General features: G+C 43.3%; 20 protein-coding genes. 4 read left to right on the top strand and 16 right to left on the bottom strand.

Features of this window, described 5'->3' with window-relative positions; all coding sequences use genetic code 11:
• The first annotated feature begins 115 nt into the window (after window positions 1–115).
• Window positions 116–391, top strand: coding sequence for a hypothetical protein (locus PAEAM_RS00895; RefSeq protein ID WP_100526290.1), 276 nt, complete (start codon window positions 116–118; stop codon window positions 389–391).
• 221 nt (window positions 392–612) lie between these two features.
• On the opposite strand, the gene PAEAM_RS00890 is transcribed toward PAEAM_RS00895, so the two are convergent.
• The 6 genes from PAEAM_RS00890 to PAEAM_RS00865 all read right to left on the bottom strand — a co-directional run bounded on the left by PAEAM_RS00890 (window position 613) and on the right by PAEAM_RS00865 (window position 9,128).
• Entirely contained in the window at window positions 613–1,236 is a 624-nt protein-coding gene (locus PAEAM_RS00890) for a hypothetical protein (RefSeq protein ID WP_100526289.1), read from the bottom strand.
• Window positions 1,237–1,402: 166 nt separating this feature from the next.
• Window positions 1,403–3,130 carry a thiol reductant ABC exporter subunit CydC gene (gene cydC, locus PAEAM_RS00885; protein WP_100526288.1) on the bottom strand — a complete coding sequence of 576 codons (1,728 nt, stop codon included), beginning with the start codon at window positions 3,128–3,130 and terminating at the stop codon, window positions 1,403–1,405.
• A complete protein-coding gene (gene cydD, locus PAEAM_RS00880; protein WP_100526287.1) occupies window positions 3,127–4,950 on the bottom strand; it encodes a thiol reductant ABC exporter subunit CydD in 1,824 nt (607 codons plus the stop codon). The genes cydC and cydD overlap by 4 nt, the downstream gene beginning before the upstream one ends.
• A 14-nt stretch (window positions 4,951–4,964) precedes the next feature.
• A complete protein-coding gene (locus tag PAEAM_RS00875) occupies window positions 4,965–5,978 on the bottom strand; it encodes a cytochrome d ubiquinol oxidase subunit II (protein ID WP_179086461.1) in 1,014 nt (337 codons plus the stop codon).
• Entirely contained in the window at window positions 5,978–7,342 is a 1,365-nt protein-coding gene (locus tag PAEAM_RS00870; RefSeq protein ID WP_036615789.1) for a cytochrome ubiquinol oxidase subunit I, read from the bottom strand. The genes PAEAM_RS00875 and PAEAM_RS00870 overlap by 1 nt, the downstream gene beginning before the upstream one ends.
• Before the next feature lie 394 nt (window positions 7,343–7,736).
• A complete protein-coding gene (locus tag PAEAM_RS00865) occupies window positions 7,737–9,128 on the bottom strand; it encodes an MFS transporter (RefSeq protein ID WP_100526286.1) in 1,392 nt (463 codons plus the stop codon).
• Between the two features lie 109 nt (window positions 9,129–9,237).
• On the opposite strand from PAEAM_RS00865, the gene PAEAM_RS00860 reads away from it, so the two are divergent.
• Window positions 9,238–10,113, top strand: coding sequence for a LysR family transcriptional regulator (locus tag PAEAM_RS00860; protein ID WP_100526306.1), 876 nt, complete (start codon window positions 9,238–9,240; stop codon window positions 10,111–10,113).
• Window positions 10,114–10,143: 30 nt separating this feature from the next.
• Window positions 10,144–10,710 carry a GNAT family N-acetyltransferase gene (locus tag PAEAM_RS00855; protein WP_100526285.1) on the top strand — a complete coding sequence of 189 codons (567 nt, stop codon included), beginning with the start codon at window positions 10,144–10,146 and terminating at the stop codon, window positions 10,708–10,710.
• A 59-nt stretch (window positions 10,711–10,769) separates the two neighbouring features.
• On the opposite strand, the gene PAEAM_RS00850 is transcribed toward PAEAM_RS00855, so the two are convergent.
• The 10 genes from PAEAM_RS00850 to PAEAM_RS00810 all read right to left on the bottom strand — a co-directional run bounded on the left by PAEAM_RS00850 (window position 10,770) and on the right by PAEAM_RS00810 (window position 21,470).
• Entirely contained in the window at window positions 10,770–12,074 is a 1,305-nt protein-coding gene (locus PAEAM_RS00850; RefSeq protein WP_207765545.1) for an MFS transporter, read from the bottom strand.
• Window positions 12,075–12,092: 18 nt separating this feature from the next.
• Window positions 12,093–13,517 (bottom strand): 6-phospho-beta-glucosidase, encoded by a 1,425-nt coding sequence (locus PAEAM_RS00845; protein WP_100526284.1) that lies wholly within the window; start codon window positions 13,515–13,517, stop codon window positions 12,093–12,095.
• 28 nt (window positions 13,518–13,545) lie between these two features.
• On the bottom strand, window positions 13,546–15,435 hold the full coding sequence (locus tag PAEAM_RS00840; protein ID WP_100526283.1) for a beta-glucoside-specific PTS transporter subunit IIABC: 1,890 nt from the start codon (window positions 15,433–15,435) through the stop codon (window positions 13,546–13,548).
• A 178-nt stretch (window positions 15,436–15,613) separates the two neighbouring features.
• Entirely contained in the window at window positions 15,614–16,495 is an 882-nt protein-coding gene (locus PAEAM_RS00835) for a LysR family transcriptional regulator (RefSeq protein WP_100526282.1), read from the bottom strand.
• A gap of 128 nt (window positions 16,496–16,623) precedes the next feature.
• Window positions 16,624–17,379 (bottom strand): carboxymuconolactone decarboxylase family protein, encoded by a 756-nt coding sequence (locus PAEAM_RS00830; RefSeq protein ID WP_100526281.1) that lies wholly within the window; start codon window positions 17,377–17,379, stop codon window positions 16,624–16,626.
• A gap of 198 nt (window positions 17,380–17,577) precedes the next feature.
• On the bottom strand, window positions 17,578–18,552 hold the full coding sequence (locus PAEAM_RS00825; protein WP_100526280.1) for a hypothetical protein: 975 nt from the start codon (window positions 18,550–18,552) through the stop codon (window positions 17,578–17,580).
• On the bottom strand, window positions 18,552–18,851 hold the full coding sequence (locus tag PAEAM_RS32155) for a sigma-70 family RNA polymerase sigma factor (protein WP_243391225.1): 300 nt from the start codon (window positions 18,849–18,851) through the stop codon (window positions 18,552–18,554). The genes PAEAM_RS00825 and PAEAM_RS32155 overlap by 1 nt, the downstream gene beginning before the upstream one ends.
• Window positions 18,848–19,042 carry an RNA polymerase sigma factor gene (locus tag PAEAM_RS32150; RefSeq protein ID WP_243391224.1) on the bottom strand — a complete coding sequence of 65 codons (195 nt, stop codon included), beginning with the start codon at window positions 19,040–19,042 and terminating at the stop codon, window positions 18,848–18,850. Before PAEAM_RS32150 ends, PAEAM_RS32155 begins: the two co-directional genes overlap by 4 nt.
• Before the next feature lie 185 nt (window positions 19,043–19,227).
• A complete protein-coding gene (locus PAEAM_RS00815; protein WP_100526279.1) occupies window positions 19,228–20,808 on the bottom strand; it encodes a histidine-type phosphatase in 1,581 nt (526 codons plus the stop codon).
• 239 nt (window positions 20,809–21,047) lie between these two features.
• A complete protein-coding gene (locus PAEAM_RS00810; protein ID WP_100526278.1) occupies window positions 21,048–21,470 on the bottom strand; it encodes a DUF3237 domain-containing protein in 423 nt (140 codons plus the stop codon).
• Between the two features lie 149 nt (window positions 21,471–21,619).
• Between PAEAM_RS00810 and PAEAM_RS00805 the strand changes: the two genes are divergently transcribed.
• Window positions 21,620–22,822, top strand: a complete 1,203-nt coding sequence (locus PAEAM_RS00805; RefSeq protein ID WP_036615811.1) for an MFS transporter — start codon at window positions 21,620–21,622, stop codon at window positions 22,820–22,822.
• Window positions 22,823–22,837 lie beyond the last annotated feature (15 nt).

Below are 22,837 nucleotides of genomic sequence, written 5' to 3'. Positions count from 1 at the left end.
CCTTATTGAATTGCGGGTATCATAAATAACACTTTTACAGAACATACGTTCCTGTTATAATCAGATTATCGTATTTGGTGTAACATAACATGCCCGTCTGGAAAGGATACATATCATGAATTTATACAAGTTTGAATTAACGGTGAACGGATATCTACTACGTGTTCATTTCAGTGCATCTGAAGAAAGTGGATTGAAATGGTGCAAACGAGTTGCTTCTGAATTCCAGAATAACGTTGCCAATCTGGAGATCAAGGTTGATATACATAAAAAGCAGAAACAAAAGCATGCACGGGATTATCACGGAAAACCGTATCTGTATGATAGGACACTAAGGAAAAAGCCGCTTGCGAAGAAAAATAAAACGGCTGAATCATCTGCTGTTATGTAAAAGCGTTTAAAAGACTTTAAGATTTTCCTCATATAGGCTAACTGGTTGGAAAGCATTTTAATTCGGGTGTTCTCCGCTATGCCGAACATTTTAGCGCCTCAGTATACTCTTGTCCTTCCTGTCCTTCCTTTAAGACAAAAGATAAAAGCTTGCTCCTATGTGGAACAAGCTTTTATCCGTGTCAGTTGTACTATATGCCAAGAAAGATTGTTGTTCACCGTTTAGTATCTCTCTGATTCCTTAAATATCATATAACGATGGACACCTCTGACAGCCTGCATTGCTTCCTGTAATAGCTGAATCGCAGTTTCGCGTTGTCCCGCTTTTAGTTCGATCGCTGCAAGAAGCGAAGATCTCATCCAGACCTTGTTAATGGATTTCAAGTGTTCCCTCGCCTGCTCACTTCTTCCTTCTTCCATAAGCAAATACGTTTCATAATATGTACGATAATCCGATCTACGCATATTCTGCACCGCAGTACGAACAGCTACCAAGTCGTTGCGATAGGAGCCGTAAGCTGCATTATATACTGCTTGTGTCCTTTTATTGGTGTCCTCATTTCTGATGCGCTCTATTGTGTGTTCCAATTCATCATCAAGTCTGTTTGCAAGAGCGTAATAGATATAAATCTTTGGGTTATTCTCCTGTCTGCGTAGAAAAGCCTCCACGCGCTCCATGCGTGTTTCCCAACCCAGAGGATAAAAAATACGAATGGTAAACATGATCAGAGTAGCGGTGAGAACAACTCCAAGTATCCAAAACAGAGATTGGTCATTCATCTTCATGTACACAACAAATAAAAATACGGCCAAATAAAAAACAATATCCCACTTATATTTTCCCATCTTCCATCTCCTTTATAGACATAAAAAAACTATTATATCAAAACAAACCCCAAGGAGTATATCCACCGCATCCTTTGGGGTTTAGTTAAATTTATAAAAATTGATTTATTGAAGTTTTCTTCATTAACGACAATCGACAGTATTGTCTACTCAATAGACTAGATTCTTACGCCCGGGCGTCTCCAATCATTTGTCGTTCAATTTGTTTCATTTCATAAAAATAGCCTTTTTGCTCCATCAGCTCGGAGAAAGAACCTGATTCTACAATCTTGCCTTGGTCCATGACCACAATCCGATCCATCTCTTCCAATCCCGTCAGCCGATGGCAGATCAGGAGAAGTGTATCTTCGGCAGCTTGTGCAAGAAGATGCTGCAATACACGTTGTTCTGTGACGTAATCCAGTGAAGACGTCGGTTCGTCCAGAAGCCATAACCGTCCTTTGCGCAGCATGGCCCGTGCGAGAGCCAGCCGCTGCTTCTCACCATCCGACAGGTTCTCCCCTTTTTCATAGACCATGTCGGTCAACAACTTATTCGGCAGTTGGACTTTATCCAGCACAGCCGACAGTTGTTCATCCGAATGTTCTTCTCCATTCAGCAACAGGTTGTCCCGGATGGTTCCCCGGAAGAAGTGGCTTTGCTGCAACACGACATTCGTCCCTTGCCAAATGCTCTCTTCATTCAGTTCCTTCACCGAAACATCGTTTAATCGTATATCGCCAGACGTTGGTGCGCGCAACTTGAGTAACAAATCAATAATCGTTGACTTGCCTGACCCGCTCGGCCCGACAATCGCTGTTTTGGAGCCTGCTGCAAGTTGTAGAGATAGCTCCCTCAGCGCCGGTCTCCATTCCCCTTCATATTGGAAGTTAACACCGGATAGGTCAATCGAAACCGCCTGATCGGCTGAAATTTCACCGCTTGGCTGTACAGGTTGCACATCGGAGGTTGGCACCGTTTCCGCCAGTCGCTGAGCGGCGTGTTCGCTGTCCTGCTTATATAGAGGCAATATAGCCATTGCGGCAGCTTCTTCGAACACGGTCTGCGTGGCCAGGATCAGCATGGCGAGGAATACACCTGCAAACGCTCCATTCACAATTAAAAAGGCGCTCAGTGCCAGCACTCCCCATGTAACAAGATACGTCACAAAAACGTGCATAGACTGCCCGCGCAACAGGTGCGAAGCGGCTTGTTTCTGCTCCGTTGCCAATGCAGCGGAAGCCTGCTGAAGCTGTTGCTCACGCTGTTCCAATTGGCCGTATACTTTCAAATCCCTGAAACCATACAACACTTCGGTCACTTCCGTGGACAGCAAGGCCCGTTGCTGGCGGACACGTCCGTGTATTTTTCGCTGACCTAACAAGACAATACCTGGTACAACAAATGCCGTAATCAGCATACCTAGTACTAACAAACACGCAATCCAGATCGAAAAGGCCGAAGTGAACAGCATGGTAGCCAAAAACACCATAACGACCATGATGGGTGGATACGCGACCCGCAAAAAGTAATTTTGCAAGCTTTCCACATCACCCACGATCCGCGCAAGCAGATCCCCGCTTCGGTTTTTGTTCAATATACCTGGCGTTACCGGGATCAGTTTGGCAAAAAAGGACGTCCGCAAACGGCTCAGCATGGAGAATGTTGCCCTGTGCGAATACAAGCGTTCCCCGTAGCGACTTGCCGCTCGAAGGAAACCAAGCAGTTTGACCATGGAAGTGAGTACAATTAAGGTGTACAGCGGTGGCGCAAATACCGTTTGCGATATCATATAACCACTCGCGGAAAAGAGAGCTACCCCTGCTATGCCGGCGATAAATCCGCCCAATATCGAAAGCAAGATATCCTTGCGCTCCTGAATCATCGCTTTTGACAGAATCGTCAGCTCATTCATGCTAACCCTCCTTTCCGTTGTACATCAACCATCTCCGCATATTGAGGCAGACGCGCCAGAAGTGCTTCATGGTGTCCTGAATCCACCAATACCCCACTATCCATAAACAAAATGTTGTCCGCATGTTGAATTGTATATAAACGGTGTGCCACCGTAATCATCGTTGCCGTTTTCGCTAATGCCGCAATGGATTGTTGCAATACCCGCTCGGTGTGTAGATCCAGTCCTACGGTGGGTTCATCGAACAAAATAACAGCTGGTCGCTTCAGAAAAGCACGTGCCAAAGCAAGTCGCTGCTTTTCCCCACCAGACAGCCCCCGGCCACCTTCACCAACAAATGTGTCCAAGCCCTGCTCCAATTGAGCAACAACGCCAGCAAGTCCTGCTTCCTCTGCCGCCTGCTCAATTTCAGCTCTGGAGACGTTCCGACCCGCGCCAATCGCTATATTTTCGGCAAATGTACCTGCAAAAATATACGGATGCTGTGTAATATAGCTAACACGTTCAAACCATGCAGCCTCATCATGTTGCGAAAGCTGGCTTCCGTTAACCAGAACCGCTCCCGAATCTGGTTTCAGTAAACCGGCAATGAGATGAAGCAACGTGGTTTTACCTGAGCCGCTTTTGCCTACAATAGCAATCTGTTCTCCCGGTCCAATCGAGATCTGTCCTGTCTCAAGTCCAAAGGAATCAGGTGTGTACTGGAATCGGACATCGTTCAGTTCAATGGTTGGTGGCATTGTTATCAACTCGGCACGAGCTGTACGAAGCTCTTCCGTCTTTGTAATTGCATCGACATCGGTTAATTCGCTTTGATCCGGTCCTTCTTCAGGCTTCGTTTGTGTGCTCTTGACACTAGTGTCCGCGAGCATCTGTTCCACCTTGCGAATGGCCCCCATACTGGTTCGCCCGCTGTGAAAAGCCGTTCCTGTATTCTTCAACAGACTGTAAAACTCGGGAACGAGTAACAACACAAGAAAGGCCGTGTGGAAGCTCATCGATTTGAAAACCAGTAATTGAATAGCCAGTTCAAGCGCGACAATACCAATGCTTAACATCACGATCGATTCCAGCATAAACGTATTTGTAAATGCAATTTTCAAAATGCCCATGGTGGCATCACGATATCCCAGACTGCTACGTTCAATTTCCTGCTGCTGACGTTTAGCCCGTCCGAATATTTTTAACGTAACCAGCCCTTGAAGCGAATCCAGAAACGTACCGGAAAACTCAGCCAGTTGCGCGTATTTTTCTTCTGATTTGTTCTTTGTCTTGAGCCCAACCAAGATCATGAACAGCGGGATAAACGGTGCCGTAAACAGCATAATCCAGCCTGTGTTAGAGTGCTGCGTAAACGTAACAACCAGAATCAGAATCGGGATCATCGCAGCTTCCATCATACGCGGCATGTACTGACTGAAATAACTGTCGGCCTCATCCACAGCATCCAAAGCAACACTGACCTTTCCTCCCGTCTGTCCACTCAGGGTTGAAGGCATGGAAGCGCGGGTCAGGTTCTGCAACACAGATGCTCGCATATTTGTCTTGGCGCGTGCTGCCATATGCAAGCCCACTTTCCCATTACCATACGACAACAGTGAACGTGCGGCCATAACAGCCAATAATAGGACAAGTAACAGGATCACTGATGAAAAGGAAGCTTTCTCTACAAAGATTCGCTGGACTGCTTCAGCCACCAAGGTGGCCTGGCTTATAATAGCTACACCAAGGGCCAGCGAAATGATGGCAAGGAGAAGTCTGTTTTTTCGTTGTAAAGACATTTGCTGCGAGATCAGATTGGACTTGCCTCTCCTCTTCATTGAACGCTCCTCCTTTATTTTTTCCCTTTCACATAATCCGCATCAAACAGGAACAGTTTGAAGACCAGGATTAGAGAAGGAATTAACAAGCACAGACCACCGATAAACACAACGACGAGTGCAAAGCCCATTGCAGGTGATGTGGCGCTACTCTGAATGGTGATGTATGGATCGAGAATGTAAGGATATTGCCCAATCCCGTAAGCGAAAAAGGCTGTGAGAAATTGCAGCATGATGCATATAAAAGCTAAACCATAACGCCGTCCGTTATATAACAGCCACATGGCAATCATGAAAAACGCAACAGAAAGCGCCAGCAGCCACCATAAATCCATCATATTTTGAAAATGACGCTCATTGTGTTGACCCAAATATATAAATGCAGTCAGCGCGAGAATAATGGTCGGTGTGCTCCAGAACAAAGCATAGTTCCGCATGAGCTTCAATGCCGAATGATCCTCTGCCCGAGAAGCGTAAAATGTGAGAAATGACCCGCTAATGAACAATACCGACACGATGGCCAGTCCAACGATGCTCCACGATAATGGATTCGTAAATAGTGCCCAGTAATCCAGGGAAACGGTATCTCCCTGCTTCAAAATAAAGCCACCTTCAGAAAGGGTCAGTGCCACTGACAATGACGCTGGAATAAGCAACCCTGTAGCTCCATATAAGAACAAATACACGATACTTTTTTTGGAACCATAATTTTCGAAAGCATAGAACGACCCACGAATGGCAAGTAAAATGACGGCAATACTTCCTGGAACAAGCAGCGCTGAGCCATAATAATAGGCCGTGTCCGGGAAAAATCCAACGATGCCAATATAGAAAAAGACAAAGAATACATTGGTGATCTCCCAGACAGGTGATAGATAACGGGAGATCAGACGATTAATCAGATGATCCTGCTTTGTCAGGCGTGCATAAAAGGCAAAGAAACCTGCTCCAAAATCAATGGAAGCTACAATAAGATAGCCGTACAAGAACAGCCAGAGTACCGAAATACCAATTAATTCATAACTCATCAGGCCTGATCCCCTTTCTTGGCTGATTGATCATGCTTCTCCTTCAACCATTTCTCCATCTCGAGTTCAGCAGGATTGTTATTGAACAACCGTCTCAGTACGACGACACACATAACGCCTAGCAGGATGTAGAGAAGCAAGAAGACGAAAAATAAAATTCTCACACTTGGTGAAGAAGTAGCGGCCTCTTCTACCCGCATATAACCTCGGATGATCCATGGTTGCCGCCCGATCTCTGCATAGAACCAACCCATCTCAACGGCCAGAAAAGCAAGCGGTGCACTCAGTGCAACCATACGAAGCATCCACTTGTTAAACTGATTACGTTTCTTCCAGAATACAAACAGGAAGTACAGACTTGATATAGCAAGCAGAGCGAATCCAATACCAGCCATTAGATCAAACAAATAATGCACAAGTAAGGGCGGGTGTTCATCTGGTGGAAATTCGTTCAGCCCGGTTACCTCGGCGTTAAAGTCTCCAAAGGCAAGGAAACTGAGCAGTTTCGGCAAATGAAGAGCGCCTATAATTTCATGTTCTGCATTCAGCCATCCCAAAAAAATCAAATCCGCGCCGCTTTCCGTCTCGAAATGCCACTCGGCAGCTGCGAGCTTCTCCGGCTGATGCTCAGCCAAAAACTTGGCAGACACATCTCCAGCTAAAGAATTTAACAAACTGAATACCAGCACAACGGCCATCATGAGATTCAAGCCTTTTTTGTGGTAGGCCGACACTCCTTTTCTCAGCATCGCAAAGGCTGCTATTCCTGCTAACAGAGCAGCTCCTGTCAGATAAGCCGAGCTTAATACATGGAACACTTTGGAGAACGTCGCTGTATTCAGCATCGCTTGCACGGGGTTCACTGCCATGAATTGACCTGCTTCCATGACAAAACCTTCAGGCTGGTTCATGAATCCGTTCACTGTTGTAATAAAAACAGCAGACATGCCTGCCCCGGCGACAATCGGAATAGTCAGCAACCAGTGGATATACGGATTTTTGAACCGATCCCACGTGTACAGATAAATGCCCAGGAATATTGCTTCAAAAAAGAATGCAAATACTTCCATAAATAGTGGCAGTGCAATGACATTCCCGGCCAGCTTCATAAAATTCGGCCATACCAGGGCCAACTGCAGTGATATCGCTGTACCTGTCACAACACCAACAGCCACAGAAATGACAAACCCTCTGGACCACCTCTTTGCCATAAGTATGTAATGGTGATCCTTCTTCCGAATGCCGATGAACTCTGCAATAGCAATCATCAAAGGTACGCCGACACCAAGCGTTGCAAAAATCACGTGGAACCCGAGCGTCAAACCAGTCACTAGCCTGCTCCATAAAACCGTATCAATAGCCATTCTTTGTGTTGCCTCCTTTCAAACTCTGTTCAATTTAGAAACATTCAATATCAGATTTGGCCAAGCTCAATGCAGAGTTGCGAAAAATTTCACAAAGTTAGGTATGACGATATCTTGCCACACCTATAATGCGTTTACTCCTGTAGGCCCCCGATAATAACAAGCATTGGATGCCTATTAAAATCTGATATTAATGCACTTAAAGTACTAACCAAGCCTATTAATCAAAATTATTATATCTTTATTTTTACCTAATTCAATCAAAGACACGTGTTCTACCCTAAACGTTCAAGAAAGGATCAACTCTTTCTGACAACTTGGTGAAAATCAAAAAATACACCCAATGGAGCTATTGATTCATTGGGTGTAAACGTGTTATTGCACAGAAGATTCTCTATTTTACTTTCTCCGGACTCACCGCACCTGCCTCGCGACGTACGCTCATGATGATCAGTGATGCAGCTAATACCGTAAGGATGATTCCAAGCTTCTGAAATCCTGTCACATTGAATGTATCCCCCATAACAATTCCAATCAATAACGACGATAAAATGGTCCCCAGGTAGCGTGATGTATTAAAAATACCCGATGCCACTCCGATCATTTCTTTCGGTGTGCTTTTAAACAGTGCTGCTTGCATGCCGACCGCGTTTAAGCCATTACTTATTCCAAATAAAGCTAAAGCAACAATGATTATGAAGATTGGAGAAGTTTCATTCATAACAACGATCAATATAGATCCAAATGTCATTAAAGAAGCGGATACGATCAGAGCTGGCCGTGATCCTGATCTGTCAATCCAGCGTCCTGCGATCGGAGCAATAATGACTGAACATAACCCCAAAGCTAGCATGCTCATTCCTGTATGAACTTCGTTGAGATGACGTACCTGCTTCAAATACGTAGGAACTCCAAAAAAAAGTGCGTAAAACAGGATGTTCACCAGCATGTATTGCACATTCACCCAAGTCATCTCCGGATATGAGGCAAACGTTCGCAGAGGGATAAAAGGCGTGGCTGCTTTTAATTCATGTCGGAAGAACATGACGAGTGCGATTAACCCGATCCCCCCTGTCAGCAGATGCCATGTTGAAATATCTCCTCTGGAATTTACTGAAAGTAAACCGATGAGCAGAGTCACCAAAGCTACCGTAAACATCAGGATACCTGGTGCGTCAATTAACGCAAGCCATTGCCGAATGGACATGTGACCAGAGATAGACGGAGATTGCTCGTCCTTCGGGATTGTTTTCCAGGCGAACCAAAAACTCGCCAAGACAAACGGAATATTAACGAAGAATATGCTGTGCCAGTCCCACCAATGAATCAATACTCCACCAATAAAAGGTCCAATTGCAGCCGCTCCAGAAAGGAATATAGCCAAGGTGGACAAGGCGGAGGCTTGTTTTTCAGTCACGTTCATTCTGACAATCGCCATTCCGACGGCCACCATCATGCTTGTGCCAATTGATTGAACAATCCGGAATACGATGAGCCACGAAAAACTGGGAGACCACGGAGCTAACATGGACGATACAAAAACAATAACAAGACCCATGAGGAAGATCTTCCTGCGGCCAAACAAATCACTACACTTGCCCATGACGGGTTGAGCGACTGCACTGGCAATGTAAAATGATAAAATAATCCACGAAACGGCTGTAAAATTAAGTTGATACACTTGTTGTAGCCTGGAGATTGCCACCGAAATCATGGAGGAATTCAACGGATTCAACATAATTCCGAGTCCAACAGCTAACATCAATCCTTTATTTCGAACGTTCATTGGTGCACCTCTCTCTCTTCTGCTGTTATCTTACTTGAACGTATTCATTTATTCCAACGCATTATATGTTATGATTTGATGAACTAGAAGGAATGAAGGGATGGTGCAAATGGAGCTTCTTCAACTAAAATATTTCCTGACGGTGGCCCGATGCGAACATGTTACGGAAGCTGCGGGAAAGCTGCATGTCACGCAATCCTCCCTGAGCAAAACGATACAACGATTAGAGGACGACCTTGGAGTCCCTTTATTTGATCGAATCGGGAGAAAGCTGCGACTAAACGACTTTGGAAGAACATTTCTTCAGCGAACTGAAAAAGCCTTATTTGAATTGGAACAAGGAAAGCGGGAAATCGCTGACCTCTCCAACCCGGATCAGGGTACACTGCAATTGGCGGTGACTACGGCGAGCACATTGCCAGGTATACTGCGGGAATTCCGGAAAAACAAGCCGGATATTCAGTTCCATGTGCAAATGGTCTCGTTAGAAAACATGTCCAGACTTCTGCATCGGGGCGAGGTGGACTTTTGTCTCTCCTCCCCTCCGATTGAAGGTGACGATATCAAATGTCAGATACTATATGACGATCCGATTGTAGTCGCTGTTCCTATGGGTCATCGATATGCAGACCGAAGCAGCATTCAATTAACAGAGCTTAAGGACGAGTGGTTTGTTGGGGTGAAGCAAGGGTATGGGGTTCGTGATATGGTAGATTCCGTATGTCAATCCGCTGGTTTCCTACCGAAGTATGTATATGAAGGTGATGAGCCTGCAAGATTAACCGCCCTTGTGGAGGCGGAGATCGGTCTCGCGTTTATACCTAGCACAGCCAGAAACCCGCATGAGCGCATTAGATATCTTCAGGTAGAGGAACACCAGCTCGTTCGGGAAATCGCTCTACTTTCGCATAAAAACAGGTATATTTCCAAAGCCGCTTTAGAGTTTCGCAGCGTGGTTATGGACTATTTCAGTGCTATGCCATGAGCATAAATTCAATCCAAAGGAGATGTCATTTTGATATTAAAACCAGAAAAATTTGATCATACTTCAGAGACAGAACGGCTAGTCATCCGACCATTACAGAAAGACGACTATGAAAATTGGTTATATGAGTTTGAAAACCGCCATCCCTCCCAACACCGCCATGATAAAGGGAAAATGGATATGAGTGAATGTACACTGGATTGGTTTCATGATCTGGTAGATCGACACCAGGAGTTAGCGCGTACAGATGCGGTTTATGTTTTTGGAGTATTTAGAAAGCAAGATGGTACACATCTGGGTATGATTGATATTGCTACCTTGGCAAGGGATCATTTTCAATGGGGAAGTTTCGGATACACGATCCATAATCAGTATTGGCGAAAAGGTTATGGGAAAGAAGCAGTGAACGGAGCTCTTCATATTGCATTCGAACATCTGAAATTTCACCGCATAGAAGCTCATATTAATGTGGATAACACCCCTTCCATGAAACTGGCAAAGAGTGTTGGTATGGAATTTGAATGTCTACGTAAAGGGTTTATACACGAAAATAATGAATGGACCGATCACTTGGTGTATTACAAAAATTATAATTAAACGGTTCATACAACTCATTCTAAAACAAGGGAACTCCATATCAAGAAGTTCCCTGTTTTCTATGTTTGTTGAATATTCTTCTTTTTGCGATGAAGGGTTACTACTCCCAAACTAACTGCCGAAATCCATAATAGAATCATTGCATTACTTGAGACTAATGATTGCACTGTATCTAGTTGTAATAATTGCGTAATTAACCTTCCTTCATACGGTGAAAGTGTGGCTCCCAAGTTATACGCGATCAGAACAATGGTCGTACCCAGCTTTGCCATTTTGGCTATTTGTTGTGCAAAAGTATGCAATAAATAGGGCATTACACAGCGGAATGAAAACCCGATGATCATTGAGCAAATGGTAGTAAGCATGATACTTTGAGAGATGGTCGTAACGAACATGGCTCCGCCAAGTAACAGAATCGATAATGGAACGATATAGTTACCGAGTGTTTTGTATACTTTCCCAAAAGAAAAGCCGGCAACAAAAGCTCCCAAACCTATAAATGCAATCATGTTGCTTCCATTTGTCACAGTTCCGATATTTTTTTCCAAAATCAAAGGAGTAATCTGTAAATTATAATTGATGAAAATAGCTACTATTACAAATAATAAGAGACCATAGCCAATCATGACTTGAAGGGCTTTTTTATTATTTGTGTGGCTTGGATTCGTGGTGACCTCTTCTCTTCTATTAAGCTCTTTTTTATCAGAAGGAACGAAAATCAGGAATGCAATGAAAATAGGAAGTGCCAGGGCGTAGACATAAAATGATGTGTGCCAGCCCATTTTCAATAGTTGACCAACGAGTAGTGTCAGACAAATGCCTCCTAATCCCTCAAAGGCACTTTCTAAGCCAATTACGGTTGCTTGTTTACCTTGATTTTTATGATACATATCACTGATCATCTGAATGATGAGCCGGTTAAATAAACCTACACCTAACCCAAACAAACAGCGAGAAATGAACAGCAACGAAAAAAGGTCATGATACAATGCAGGGAATACTCCCGCAATGAGAACAAGTCCTAATCCAGTTAGTATAGTTGCTTTCTTCCCAATAAGAAGTTCAAGTCGATTAGCAATTAACACACCAAGAATGACAAATAATGAAGGTATGGTCGTTAATAATCCTACATGTGTTACCGATATCTCTGGAAAATCATTGGCTATCGCAGGAATGTTAGCGGCAATCACTGGACCTGAAGAAATTAATAACGCAACGGACAATAACGAATATGTTCTAAGCTGCTCAATGGATATTATAAAAAACCAACTCCTAACTGTTTGTTTTTGCTCCATATGGCCAGTAGTTAGCCTTGATGTTGCGATAAATGGATAAAGCAGTAACGCATAAGTCGATGACTTCATACGTTACTGCTCAGTCGATTAGAGTTCTTTGCCGTTACTTTGAATAACTTTTTTGAACCATTCAAAGGATTTTTTCTTGCTGCGTTTCAACGTACCATTTCCAGCGTCATCTTTGTCGACATGTATGAAACCGTATCGTTTACTCATCTCTCCAGAACTTGAGCTTACTAGATCAATGCAACCCCAGGACGTGTAACCCAACAACTCTACGCCATCTTCTTCCACTGCTGTTATGAAAGCTTGGATGTGTTGACGCAGATACTCGATTCTATAATCATCAGCAACATATCCCGTCTCATCAGGAGTATCTATCGCTCCTAAACCATTTTCAACGATGAATAGTGGCTTTTGATATCGGTCATACAAGGAGTTCATTGTAATTCTGAGACCTTCAGGATCGATTTGCCATCCCCATTCACTTGTTTTCAAATGAGGATTGCGCAGTGTCGGAAACAGGTTAGCTGCCGTTTGTGTGTTTACTTCCGGGTCTGCACTGGTTAATCGTGAACCATAATAACTGAACGAAACGAAATCAACCGTATTATTTTTCAAACATTCCTCGTCCCCGTCTTCCATGGCTAAATGAATATTCATTCGTTCTAACATTTTCTTGGCATAGTTTGGGTATTCTCCTCGGGATTGTACATCGACGAAGAAGTAGTGCTCGCGATCCCTTGTCATGGCTTTCCAGACATCATCTGGTGCACATGTATACGGGTAAGTGTTGGCACCTGCTAACATACAGCCAATCTTAATTTCCGGGTTAATTCTACGCGCAATTTCAGTTGCTTTTGCACTTGCGATCAATTGATGATGAGCCGCCTGATACTTCACAGCATCCTCATTCTCACCTTCTTCAAACACTAGGCCTGAGCTACCAAAAGGTAGATGCAACAGCATGTTAATTTCATTAAAGGTAAGCCAATACTTCACTTTATCTTTATAACGGGTGAAGATCGTTTCACACAGTCTCTCATAATAATCCACCATTTTTCGACTTCTCCACGATCCAATAGTTTTCACCAAATGAATAGGGACATCAAAATGGGTAATGGTGACTAACGGCTCAATGCCATACTTCAAACATTCATCAAATACATTTTCATAGAATTTCAAACCCTCTTCGTTGGGTAACTCGTCATCTCCATTAGGGTAGATCCGAGTCCATGCCAAAGATAAACGGAAACACGTAAAGCCCATTTCTGCAAATAAAGCAATGTCTTGTTTATACCGATGATAAAAATCAATAGCCTCATGACTCGGATAAAAATGTTCTTGATCACACTCCAACATTTTTAACTGTCCTCGCATGACAGGAACACGATCTTTCCCTGCCGGGATTACATCAACTGTGGATAGTCCCTTGTTGCCTTCGGCATATCCACCTTCACATTGGTTAGCAGCAACTGCCCCACCCCACAAAAAGTCTTTTCTTAAAGTCATTAAAACACACTCCTAACCTGTAGTTTTGTTAAGCTTTGACAACCAACAATGTATTGTTAAAATCAATATTTTGGGGACTAGTCTCTGCGATCACATCCGAGTAACTATACGAATTGGTTACAATAACGGGCGTTTGAGTGACATATCCTTCTTGTCTGATTTTGTCCAGATCAAAAGTCAGCAAGGTCTGTCCTTTTGTGATTCTCTGACCTTCTTCCACGAAAGCCTCAAAATATTTTCCGTTCAACTTTACCGTATTTAAGCCGACATGAATAAGAATTTCGACTCCTTCATCGGATAATAGTCCAATAGCATGTTTCTTAGGAAATAGGGACACAATCATGCCATCAAATGGAGCAATGACTTTCCCCTCGCTAGGTTCAATAGCAATTCCTTTACCCATTGCCTCTGAGGCAAACGCTGCATCTTGTACATCCTGAAGTTGAATAAGCTGACCTTTAAGCGGAGTTGCAATAACAGAATCTTTAATTGTAATGACTTCATCCGCAACCCCACTCCCTTCGTTCGCATTTGAAACAGTGTTCTGTGAAGGTGCATCTTTTTCATATTTCAAACTGAGCAAATAGGTAAGTACAGCAGTTACGACAGTTGTTATAACAAGTGCGATCAAAATGTTATATAGATTCCAGATATTTTCACCAATGTACAGAGGAATCGCCGGGATTCCTGAAGCGCCTGTTGCGTAACGAGAAACATCCATTAGCCCTGCAAAGAGTCCCCCACTAGCAGCTCCAATCATACCCGCGACAAGTGGGTATCTCTTCGGTAAATTTACGCCGTAAAGAGCTGGTTCCGTGATTCCCATCAACGCGGTGATCCCACTGGAAGCAGAAATTTGTTTTAATGCTTTATCCTTGGTTCTCATCCCTACAACTAATGCCGCAACACCTTGACCTATACAATTGATCATCGCTCCAGGACCGAGGATATTCTCATAACCTGATGTGGTGATTTGAGCAATGGATAGAGGAACAATATTATGGTGCAGCCCAAACATAACCAGTATTGGCCAGAAGGTTGCAACCAGGAAAATAACCAGCCAGCTACCATGTGCGGCCAAGAAGTCAAAGCCCATCGCTAAATACGTTCCGAAAAATGACCCCAGTGGTCCCAATACGGTTAAGGCCAAAATTCCCGTTACTAAAATAGTGCACATGGGAACAAAAATAACTTTCACTGCATTCGAAATGATCCTTTTAAACAACGATTCAATATATGATTGTGACCAAACGATTAAGAGAATTGGAACTACAGAAGAACTATAAGATACAAGAGTTAGCGGGATTCCAAAAACACTTACGTCAGTCCCATCCAAACGCAATTGTGTCAAGTTGGGATGGAGTAAAACACCGGCTAAAACGAGCGCTAAGACGGGACTACATTTTAGTTTGTTTGCAGCTGAGAACGCTAACAAGAATGGTAAAAAGTAGAAAATAGCATCTGACATAAGACTTACGACATAGTAGGTTTGTGAATCTTTTGAAATCCAGTTGAACAAAATAAGTAGAGCGAGTAATGCCTTGATCATACCAGCCCCAGCTATAGCAGGAACAATCGGACTAAATGTCCCCGAGACGAAATCGATTAATTTCCCCAAAATACTAACTTTCCTAGCTTGAGTTGGTTCACCCGATGAACTCGCGTTAGGTTGAAGATACTTGATCACTTCTTTGTAAACGTCTTCAACATGTGTGCCGATGACGACTTGAAATTGTCCGCCGCTCTCAACCGCATCAATAACACCGTCCAACGATTTAAGCGCTTTTTGATCTGCTTTATTAGTATCATTCAGTGCAAATCTAAGCCTAGTCATACAGTGAGTCAGAGTGGATACATTCTCACTACCGCCCACTTTCTCTACAATATCTTGAGCCAACTTCTCGTATTTCTTGCTCATCCAATAATGCCCCCTCTTGTTGTTGCCATCTAAATGAATGAGACCAAAAGCGCTCTAAATAACTTCTCTTTGCAATAAAAAAAGCTATTTATCTGAAATACATAAAGGCTGCATTCATTACACCTTTAAAATATCATCTGATAAACAGCTATAGCCAATACCTATAATTCATACTTTATTATGCCTGAAAGGCATGCCTGATATGTTCCAAAAAACGTACCTCCGTTTGACTGAATACCTTATGTTTTTTCCAGACAATCACTGTTGGAAACTGAAGTTCCGGTTGAAAAGGTCTAAAGCATAATGTGTCAGACTGCTTCATTGCAAGCGCACCCTCAATACAGATGGCCGTCCCTAACCCCTCCTCTACGAGGTTAAGTATGTTAGATATTAAATTATAGGTCGCAACAAAGTTTAAATGTGCATACTCATCGGCAAACCAGCTTGCAATCTCATTCTGTACGACAGATCGGCTGGATATGAGCAGAGGCACTCCGGCTAAATCGGTTGAAGTGACATATTCTTTCTGGGCAAGAGGTGATGAGGTCTTCATAAGGACTCCCCAGCGTTCCTTCTGGGGCAGTCTGATGAAATCGTATTTCTCAATGTGAATGGGCTCTAACAAAATGCCCACATCGAGCAGTCCTTTATCGATTCGCTCCTTTATGTCATCCCCCGTTCCACTATAGATGTGATATTTAACCTGCGGATACTCTATATTGAAGTCTTTTAATAATTGTAAAATAACATTGGACGTTAATGATTCAACACTCCCGATCGATATGGTTCCTCCGACCAGATTGTTCTGATCTTTAAACTCTTTCTCTGTTTTATCCGCAAGAGTGAGAATTTCTTCTGCTCTTTGACGTAAAAGCATGCCTGCTTCTGTCAGTGTTATTTTACTTTTACCGCGTATAAACAATTGAGTTTCTAAATTTTTTTCCAGATCAGCCAACTGCCTGCTTAACGTTGGCTGTGTCACATGTAAGATCGTTGCAGCATGTGTGATATTTTCTACTCGAGCTACTGTCAAAAAATATCGAAGTACTCTTAACTCCATAATTCCTCCTGATTTACATTCATTTAAGTATCTACTGAATCATTCATTTCTTTACTATACCTTCCTGTTAACCAGAAGAAGACAGTTGATTGGGATAATCAACTGTCTGTTGTTTCAAATAAAGAAGATTATTTCTCTGGAATGATCTCATTAACGCAGGCTAAAGCATTTAGTGTTCTAGGAAATCCCATGTAGGGAAGGCAGTGAGTTAGAGCGGTGATCATGGTTTCTTTATTATTGCCAACATTGATGTTACCCTGAACGTGTGCTTTGACTTGACTATCCGCACCTCCGAGTGCACTTAGTATACAAAGGGTAAGAAGTTCTCGTGTTTTCAGATCCAGACCTCCGCGGGTATAGAAGTCACCAAAACAAAATGCTGAAAGATAGTCCTGTATATGCTTCTGATTTGACGGGGCATTTTCCCGGTTTTTCTCAATAATATCGCCAAAAATCTCTTTTTGAATACCAAGTCCTTTGTCAAAGCGATTATCTTCTTCAACCCGTTTTTGACTTTCAAGAGGCAGTGCAACATTTCGCTCTTTGAACACTTCATTCATTTCCGATATGGCATTTAAGGTTTTGGGGAATCCCAAATAAGGTGCGCATTGATAGATTGCTTCTTGGATCTCCGTTGGAGTCAACCCAACATTTAGCGCTGCACGAGTATGTGCTTTGAGCTGTGGCAACGTTTGATTAGTAGCCAGTACGACCAAAGTAATAAGCTCACGTTGCTTATCGTCAAGAGTACCTTGATCAAAAATTTCACCAAATATGAAGCGACTTAATATGTCCTGTAACTCAGGATCAGTAGCATATGCCGCTGGAACTCCCTCGCCGAATAGTCTTTTATATGTTTCCTGGCTCTTTTCGATTCGATTCATATTCATCTAACCTCCTGTTTCTTTTTAGTTAAAACTAGGTGTACCCATTTTACATTGAAAGAGGAAAGAATCCATATCCTATTCATATCATTTTATTGCCTAATCCTATCAAGTGATTGTTTGTTGATGAAAAAAGCGAACAAAGCACTTGCGTGCCCTGTTCGCTCTTCTTGGTGCAGCCATATTACTGTGTTCGCCTTACTCGCCCAAGCTGTCCCAGAATGATTGAAACGCACCTTTCTCCACTTCCAGGAATGCCGGAACATTACCATAACGAACCAGACCTTCTTCACCAAACAGAACCAGTGGGACCTGCGTTTTGTCTTCCAGCGTGAGATAGATGATCTTGCGATCTTCCTTGCCGTAGAGGTTCTCTTCCAACTCCGGGCTCGTTGCAATCGGTTTGGCAGCATTTAGCGATGAGATAAAGCTGTCCAGTGCTTCATCCGCTGCTAACGGTTGAAGCTGCTGCAATCCATTGTTCCAGCTATTAAACGTCTCCCATTGCGCCGAGGCGATGTTGCCTTCGAGATGAAGCTTGCCGATCAGGTCGGCACCAGTACCAATAGTGATCCCGTTGTTCTTGTCGAATAACTGAGCATACACCTGACCATCGATCTCGGTGTAAGACATGATGCGGAAGTCCTTATCGTAGCCATTAACAGCATAGATGTCAGCTTCGCCAATGTTGGAAGCAAGCTCCGTATATTTATCTTGGCCGCTCAGCTCATCAATGCCGCCAGTGGTGGTACCCAGTTTATCCCCCCGCAGGTTGAGTGCATTTGCGCCTTCAAGCAATGTTGGGGACTGCGTATATACGTTTCCTCCATAAACAACCAGTTGCATCATATCAGCCATCGCGCCTTTGCCCTGTGAACTCGGCAACTCCATCTTCGGAATCACGATCGGGTCAAACGACGCGCCTGGAGTCACCGCTGCCACCTGTGGTGTTGGTGTGGCTGGTCCATTGAATTGTTGCCATACACTTGGCGCAGCCAATCCAATGCTGGCAGCGATAACAACACTTGCTGCAATGTATAGTGGTTTACGTTGACGTTTTGGTCCCTGATGTTGCGTGTTTAAGGATTGCTCTACCCGTTTTTTCATTTGCTCGTTTGTTTTCATATGATCCACCGCTTTCTTGTAGTTTTGTTTGAATTGTTCTTCGTTCATTACAGTCCCTCTCCTTCCAGCTCCAGTTTTAATAGCTGTCTTCCTCGTTTTAATCTCATTTTCACTGCTGATTCGCTAATCTCCAGGATCTCGCTGATTTCTCGGATCGGATAATCTTCGTAATAATACAGATGAACCACCGATCTATACTTGACGGGCAGTGACAGCACAAGTTCGATCAGCGCGTGATCTTCAGGGTTGTCTGTTGTAAGAGGATCGACTCCCTCCAGCTTGACCTCCCGTTTGCGCCAGCCTCTGCCTAATAAGGATTTGCAATGATTGGTGATGACCCGAATCAACCATGCTTTTGATGCTCCGCATCGTTGAACGTAGGGGCTTTTTCTATTAGTTTGATGAAGGTATCCTGAGTGGCTTCCTCCGCGTCTTCTCGTCTGCCGAGGTGCACCATGGCAATCCGGAACAGCGTATCCGCGTATGTCTCATAGACTTTCATCACATGATCGCCCAGCTGGGGCACTGATCGCTGCATGGTTGTTATGCCCTCCTTTATACCTCTAACACTCTTACGGACGGCATTTGGTCACATTTTGTTTTAGGATTTTTTTATTGGTCCATTTCATTCAAAATGCAAAAAAAGAAAGCAGCCCCATGGAGAGGAGTTGCTTTCTTCATCTTCGTCTTTATTTTCATATAAAATGCATATCGTTTCACCGATTAGAATTTCTTCTGTAAAAGCTCAATGTTGTCTTCCAAACTGCTGTCCAAGCTTACGCCTACCTTCTGCAGTTTGTTTTGGTAATATGCTTTTACATCTTCCCATTTATAGTACGGATAGGTCTTTGTTTCGATCGGGAACGCGATCTCTTCTTCATTTCTAAGCATTTTCACGAGAACATCCTTACCATTGGAATACAGAATCCATTGAATATTTGCTCCCATTGGTGAGATAACCGAGCCATTCCAGTTTTGGGTCACGTCCTGCGGTTTGTCGATACTCACATTAGCTCCGGCGATATCCAGGAATGAAGATAGTGGAATGATGGTTTCTGCGTGAGCAAAACGAAATATACCAGCCGTGTCTTTTTGCTGAATCGACTGGTCGGTAGACACGATCAATTCTTTGACCAGAGGTGCAATGATATTCTGCGGCAAATCCGTTGACGTTAAAGATGGACCTTTTTCATAGAAATCATTGATATTGTCAATACTTTCGTACCATTTCAACTGATTAGCCGTGAAATACCGCCCGAATTCGAAGTCACCTTCTCCTTTTATATTCGAAGATATGATATAGAGTTCATATAGATTAGAAGCAGCCTCGGTTGGGTTGCTGAGCTTCACTTTTCCCTTCTCATCTTTCAGTTCAAACTCTCCAGCGTTCAGCCGTTGATAGAAGTCTTCAGAGAAAAATTGCAGAAGGACCTCTTTTGCATAACGCGTTCCAGTGCTCTGTGTGACATAATCCTCGTATAACTTAACCCAGTCTCCATCTTCTACATACTCGTTATACTTCGTAGCCAAGTCGTAGGGCCGTAGATAGGGGTCTTTCCCTTCTTCAAAAGCTGAAGCCAGAATGTCTACCTTGTTATCTCCCAAGCTTTCCTTTAACCCGTCAATAAACTGATCTCTGCTCTGCGGCGTTCGATCTTTGATGGTTGCTTGTGCAATCACTTTTTTATCCGATGTAAATAGTTCTTTGAAATTCTGCCCAACTCTGGCCCCTATTCCTTTCAATTCTTCTCCACCCGTAGTGGATAACAATCCATAATGATCTTTTTCAACCTTCATCAGATTGCCAATTTCCTTCTTCAGCTCTTTACCCAGATTAGTGATCTGCCCGTCCTTTTCAGCGATGTCGAGTAGTTCAAATAACGTCTTGTCGTACTTGGAACTGGATAGATGTCTGGAACCATGTCTCCCTATGTAGTTAATAAATATGGGTTCATATCCAATAGGAGCTTTTGTATAACTTGTTTCCTTAAAAGGATATGGCGTTTTGGTACCGCGGTATCCCTGCTGATCGTTAATTTTAGCTCCAACAAATACCGATTGGGTGTTGTTATCCCAGTCTACCTCTTGCCCCAAGGCTTCACCAATCGCTCTTGCAGGTACATAAGTAACCCCATTGTAGAGAAATGATTCGCCTTCCACCCTTTGACCGTTCACAACCACATTAGCCGATTGTTCAGAAACTTCGATCATGCGTTTGGAGCCTGCACCATATGCGTCAAATACACTTACAGACGTTAAGATGGCGAGTGATGCTACTGAAATCCCGATTTTTTTGATCATCATAATGAATAGTTTTCTCCTTATTCCGCCTGATATTGGTTTATTTTCGCTCATCATACTATAGGTGTGAAGTGTCTGCGCCGTATCCATCCTATGTTAATTAATTGTAAAAGAGTACATATAAATATTGACGTAAAGTCTCATACAACAAAAAGAGCCGCTCCTTAGCGACTCTGACTTTTCATTATAAAAAGCTATCTTCTCTGCCATACAATAAAAAGATAATTGCTATTTGCCCCGCATTACAGCGGTTTTCTATATATTTTTATATCAATCCCTGACTCCGTCGGATGACCTTCTCCAACAAGTGTCTCACGGTTCAAGAAGGATAAGGCTTTGCTGTCTGTAATCATTTTGGGGGAAGTACGAAATAAAGCAGTTTTCAGCGTTTTATCAATATTTCCGTTATTTTCGATATAAATTTTGCAGGAATGACCTGTGTTGTCGGTCCCTTGGAGCATGTATCTTGCCGATAGCGTATGCGGGTCACCATTCTTCCCTATGATCTGCGTATCCACTCCTCCACCCAGCACAATTCCCTCAAAGTACTTTCCGGTTACGCTGCCTGTAAAAGTAATCATGACAACCGAATCATCTTCGCTATTCTGTAAATCAAATGATTCTTCGATTTTCACATGTACTGTGAACAATTCTTCTAATTTCAAGTGTTCCCACCTCCATATGGGTTCAATTATAACTCTACTCACTAGACTGCTTCACTAAAAAAAGATTTACATATTTCCTTCAAATCATTTAAAATAGTTTACACAATGTAAAGGTTAACATGTTGTAAACGAAGGAGTTAATGACGTACATGAGTACATTACCAAAATCAGTTCGCTTTCCACTGTTCATTCTGATGTTAAATCTGTTTATCGCTTTATTGGGGCAAGGGATGATCATCCCCATATTGCCGGAGTATTTGAAGCTTTTTCATGCGGGAGGCACAGTAGCAGGATTTTTAGTTGCCGCCTTTGGTGCTGCTCAATTCTTCTTTTCACCTCTCGGGGGACAACTGTCTGATCGATTTGGACGCAAAAAGTTGATCATCGCAGGTATGTTTCTGTCTGTCATTTCAGATATCATATTTGCGCTGTCGACGTCATTGCCGTTCCTCTATGTCGCACGGTTTATCGGTGGAATCAGTCTTGGTTTAATGGTTCCTGCCAACCTCGCATATGTCGCCGATATTACAACGCCAGAGACACGTGCAAAAGGTATGGGCTATTTCGGCGCAGCTATGAATTTGGGGATGGTTCTCGGACCTGGTCTGGGCGGTCTCATCGCCGAGATGGGCATTCGCATGCCCTATTTCTTCGCAGCGGGTCTGGGACTGATTGCGGCCCTGATGACGCTGCTATTGCCTGAGACACTTCCCCCCGAGAAAAGAACGGTCTCCATCCGTCTTCAAAAAGGAGATCACTTGGGCAAGAAAATCTGGAGTTCTTTTAAAGTCCCCTATTTCAAATACTTGATTGTGTTGCTTGTCATGACCTTTGGTCTCATGAGTTATGAGACAGTATTCGCTCTTTTTGCAGAGCAAAAATACGGATTCGACGCTGCAACAATCTCCATCATTATTACTTTGGGCGCGATTATCGGTATCGTTGTGCAGATCTGGCTTTTGGATTGGTTCGTACAGAGAATCGGTGAAGTTAAGTTGATCCGTCTATCTTTAATAGTCACACCCATAGCTCTATTGTTAATGTTAATTAAGGTCAACCTTGTGTTTCTGTTGTTCGCTTCTGCGTTATTCTTTGCCTTTAATTCGTTTTTGCGACCTTCGGTCAGCACGTTAATATCCAAAAATGCAGGAGATCGGCAAGGTTATGCATCGGGTCTGAATACTACATTTTCCAGTCTCGGCACGGTGATTGGGCCGCTGATCGCAGGACTATTGTTTGACAAAAACATAAACTTCCCGTATATTTTTGGTGCAATTATGCTACTCGCTTCACTCGGACTGACCTTGAACGCATTTCGTTCGAAGAAAGGACAATTGTATACAAGTGAATGAAAACTGGCATCAACA

The organism is Paenibacillus sp. GM1FR (genome assembly GCF_002803315.1).
GTDB classification, from domain to species: Bacteria; Bacillota; Bacilli; order Paenibacillales; family Paenibacillaceae; genus Paenibacillus; species Paenibacillus amylolyticus.
The sequence above is the reverse complement of the archived record's forward strand: the minus strand, read 5'-3'. Positions and strand labels throughout refer to the sequence as shown.

Coding starts and splice junctions, on each gene's coding strand:
- PAEAM_RS00895 (WP_100526290.1), top strand. CDS start 116: ATGAATTTATACAAGTTTGAATTAACGGTGAACGGATATCTACTACGT.
- PAEAM_RS00890 (WP_100526289.1), bottom strand. CDS start 1,236: ATGGGAAAATATAAGTGGGATATTGTTTTTTATTTGGCCGTATTTTTA.
- cydC (WP_100526288.1), bottom strand. CDS start 3,130: ATGAATGAGCTGACGATTCTGTCAAAAGCGATGATTCAGGAGCGCAAG.
- cydD (WP_100526287.1), bottom strand. CDS start 4,950: ATGAAGAGGAGAGGCAAGTCCAATCTGATCTCGCAGCAAATGTCTTTA.
- PAEAM_RS00875 (WP_179086461.1), bottom strand. CDS start 5,978: ATGAGTTATGAATTAATTGGTATTTCGGTACTCTGGCTGTTCTTGTAC.
- PAEAM_RS00870 (WP_036615789.1), bottom strand. CDS start 7,342: ATGGCTATTGATACGGTTTTATGGAGCAGGCTAGTGACTGGTTTGACG.
- PAEAM_RS00865 (WP_100526286.1), bottom strand. CDS start 9,128: ATGAACGTTCGAAATAAAGGATTGATGTTAGCTGTTGGACTCGGAATT.
- PAEAM_RS00860 (WP_100526306.1), top strand. CDS start 9,238: ATGGAGCTTCTTCAACTAAAATATTTCCTGACGGTGGCCCGATGCGAA.
- PAEAM_RS00850 (WP_207765545.1), bottom strand. CDS start 12,074: ATGAAGTCATCGACTTATGCGTTACTGCTTTATCCATTTATCGCAACA.
- PAEAM_RS00845 (WP_100526284.1), bottom strand. CDS start 13,517: ATGACTTTAAGAAAAGACTTTTTGTGGGGTGGGGCAGTTGCTGCTAAC.
- PAEAM_RS00840 (WP_100526283.1), bottom strand. CDS start 15,435: ATGAGCAAGAAATACGAGAAGTTGGCTCAAGATATTGTAGAGAAAGTG.
- PAEAM_RS00835 (WP_100526282.1), bottom strand. CDS start 16,495: ATGGAGTTAAGAGTACTTCGATATTTTTTGACAGTAGCTCGAGTAGAA.
- PAEAM_RS00830 (WP_100526281.1), bottom strand. CDS start 17,379: ATGAATCGAATCGAAAAGAGCCAGGAAACATATAAAAGACTATTCGGC.
- PAEAM_RS00825 (WP_100526280.1), bottom strand. CDS start 18,552: ATGAACGAAGAACAATTCAAACAAAACTACAAGAAAGCGGTGGATCAT.
- PAEAM_RS32150 (WP_243391224.1), bottom strand. CDS start 19,042: ATGCAGCGATCAGTGCCCCAGCTGGGCGATCATGTGATGAAAGTCTAT.
- PAEAM_RS00815 (WP_100526279.1), bottom strand. CDS start 20,808: ATGATGATCAAAAAAATCGGGATTTCAGTAGCATCACTCGCCATCTTA.
- PAEAM_RS00805 (WP_036615811.1), top strand. CDS start 21,620: ATGAGTACATTACCAAAATCAGTTCGCTTTCCACTGTTCATTCTGATG.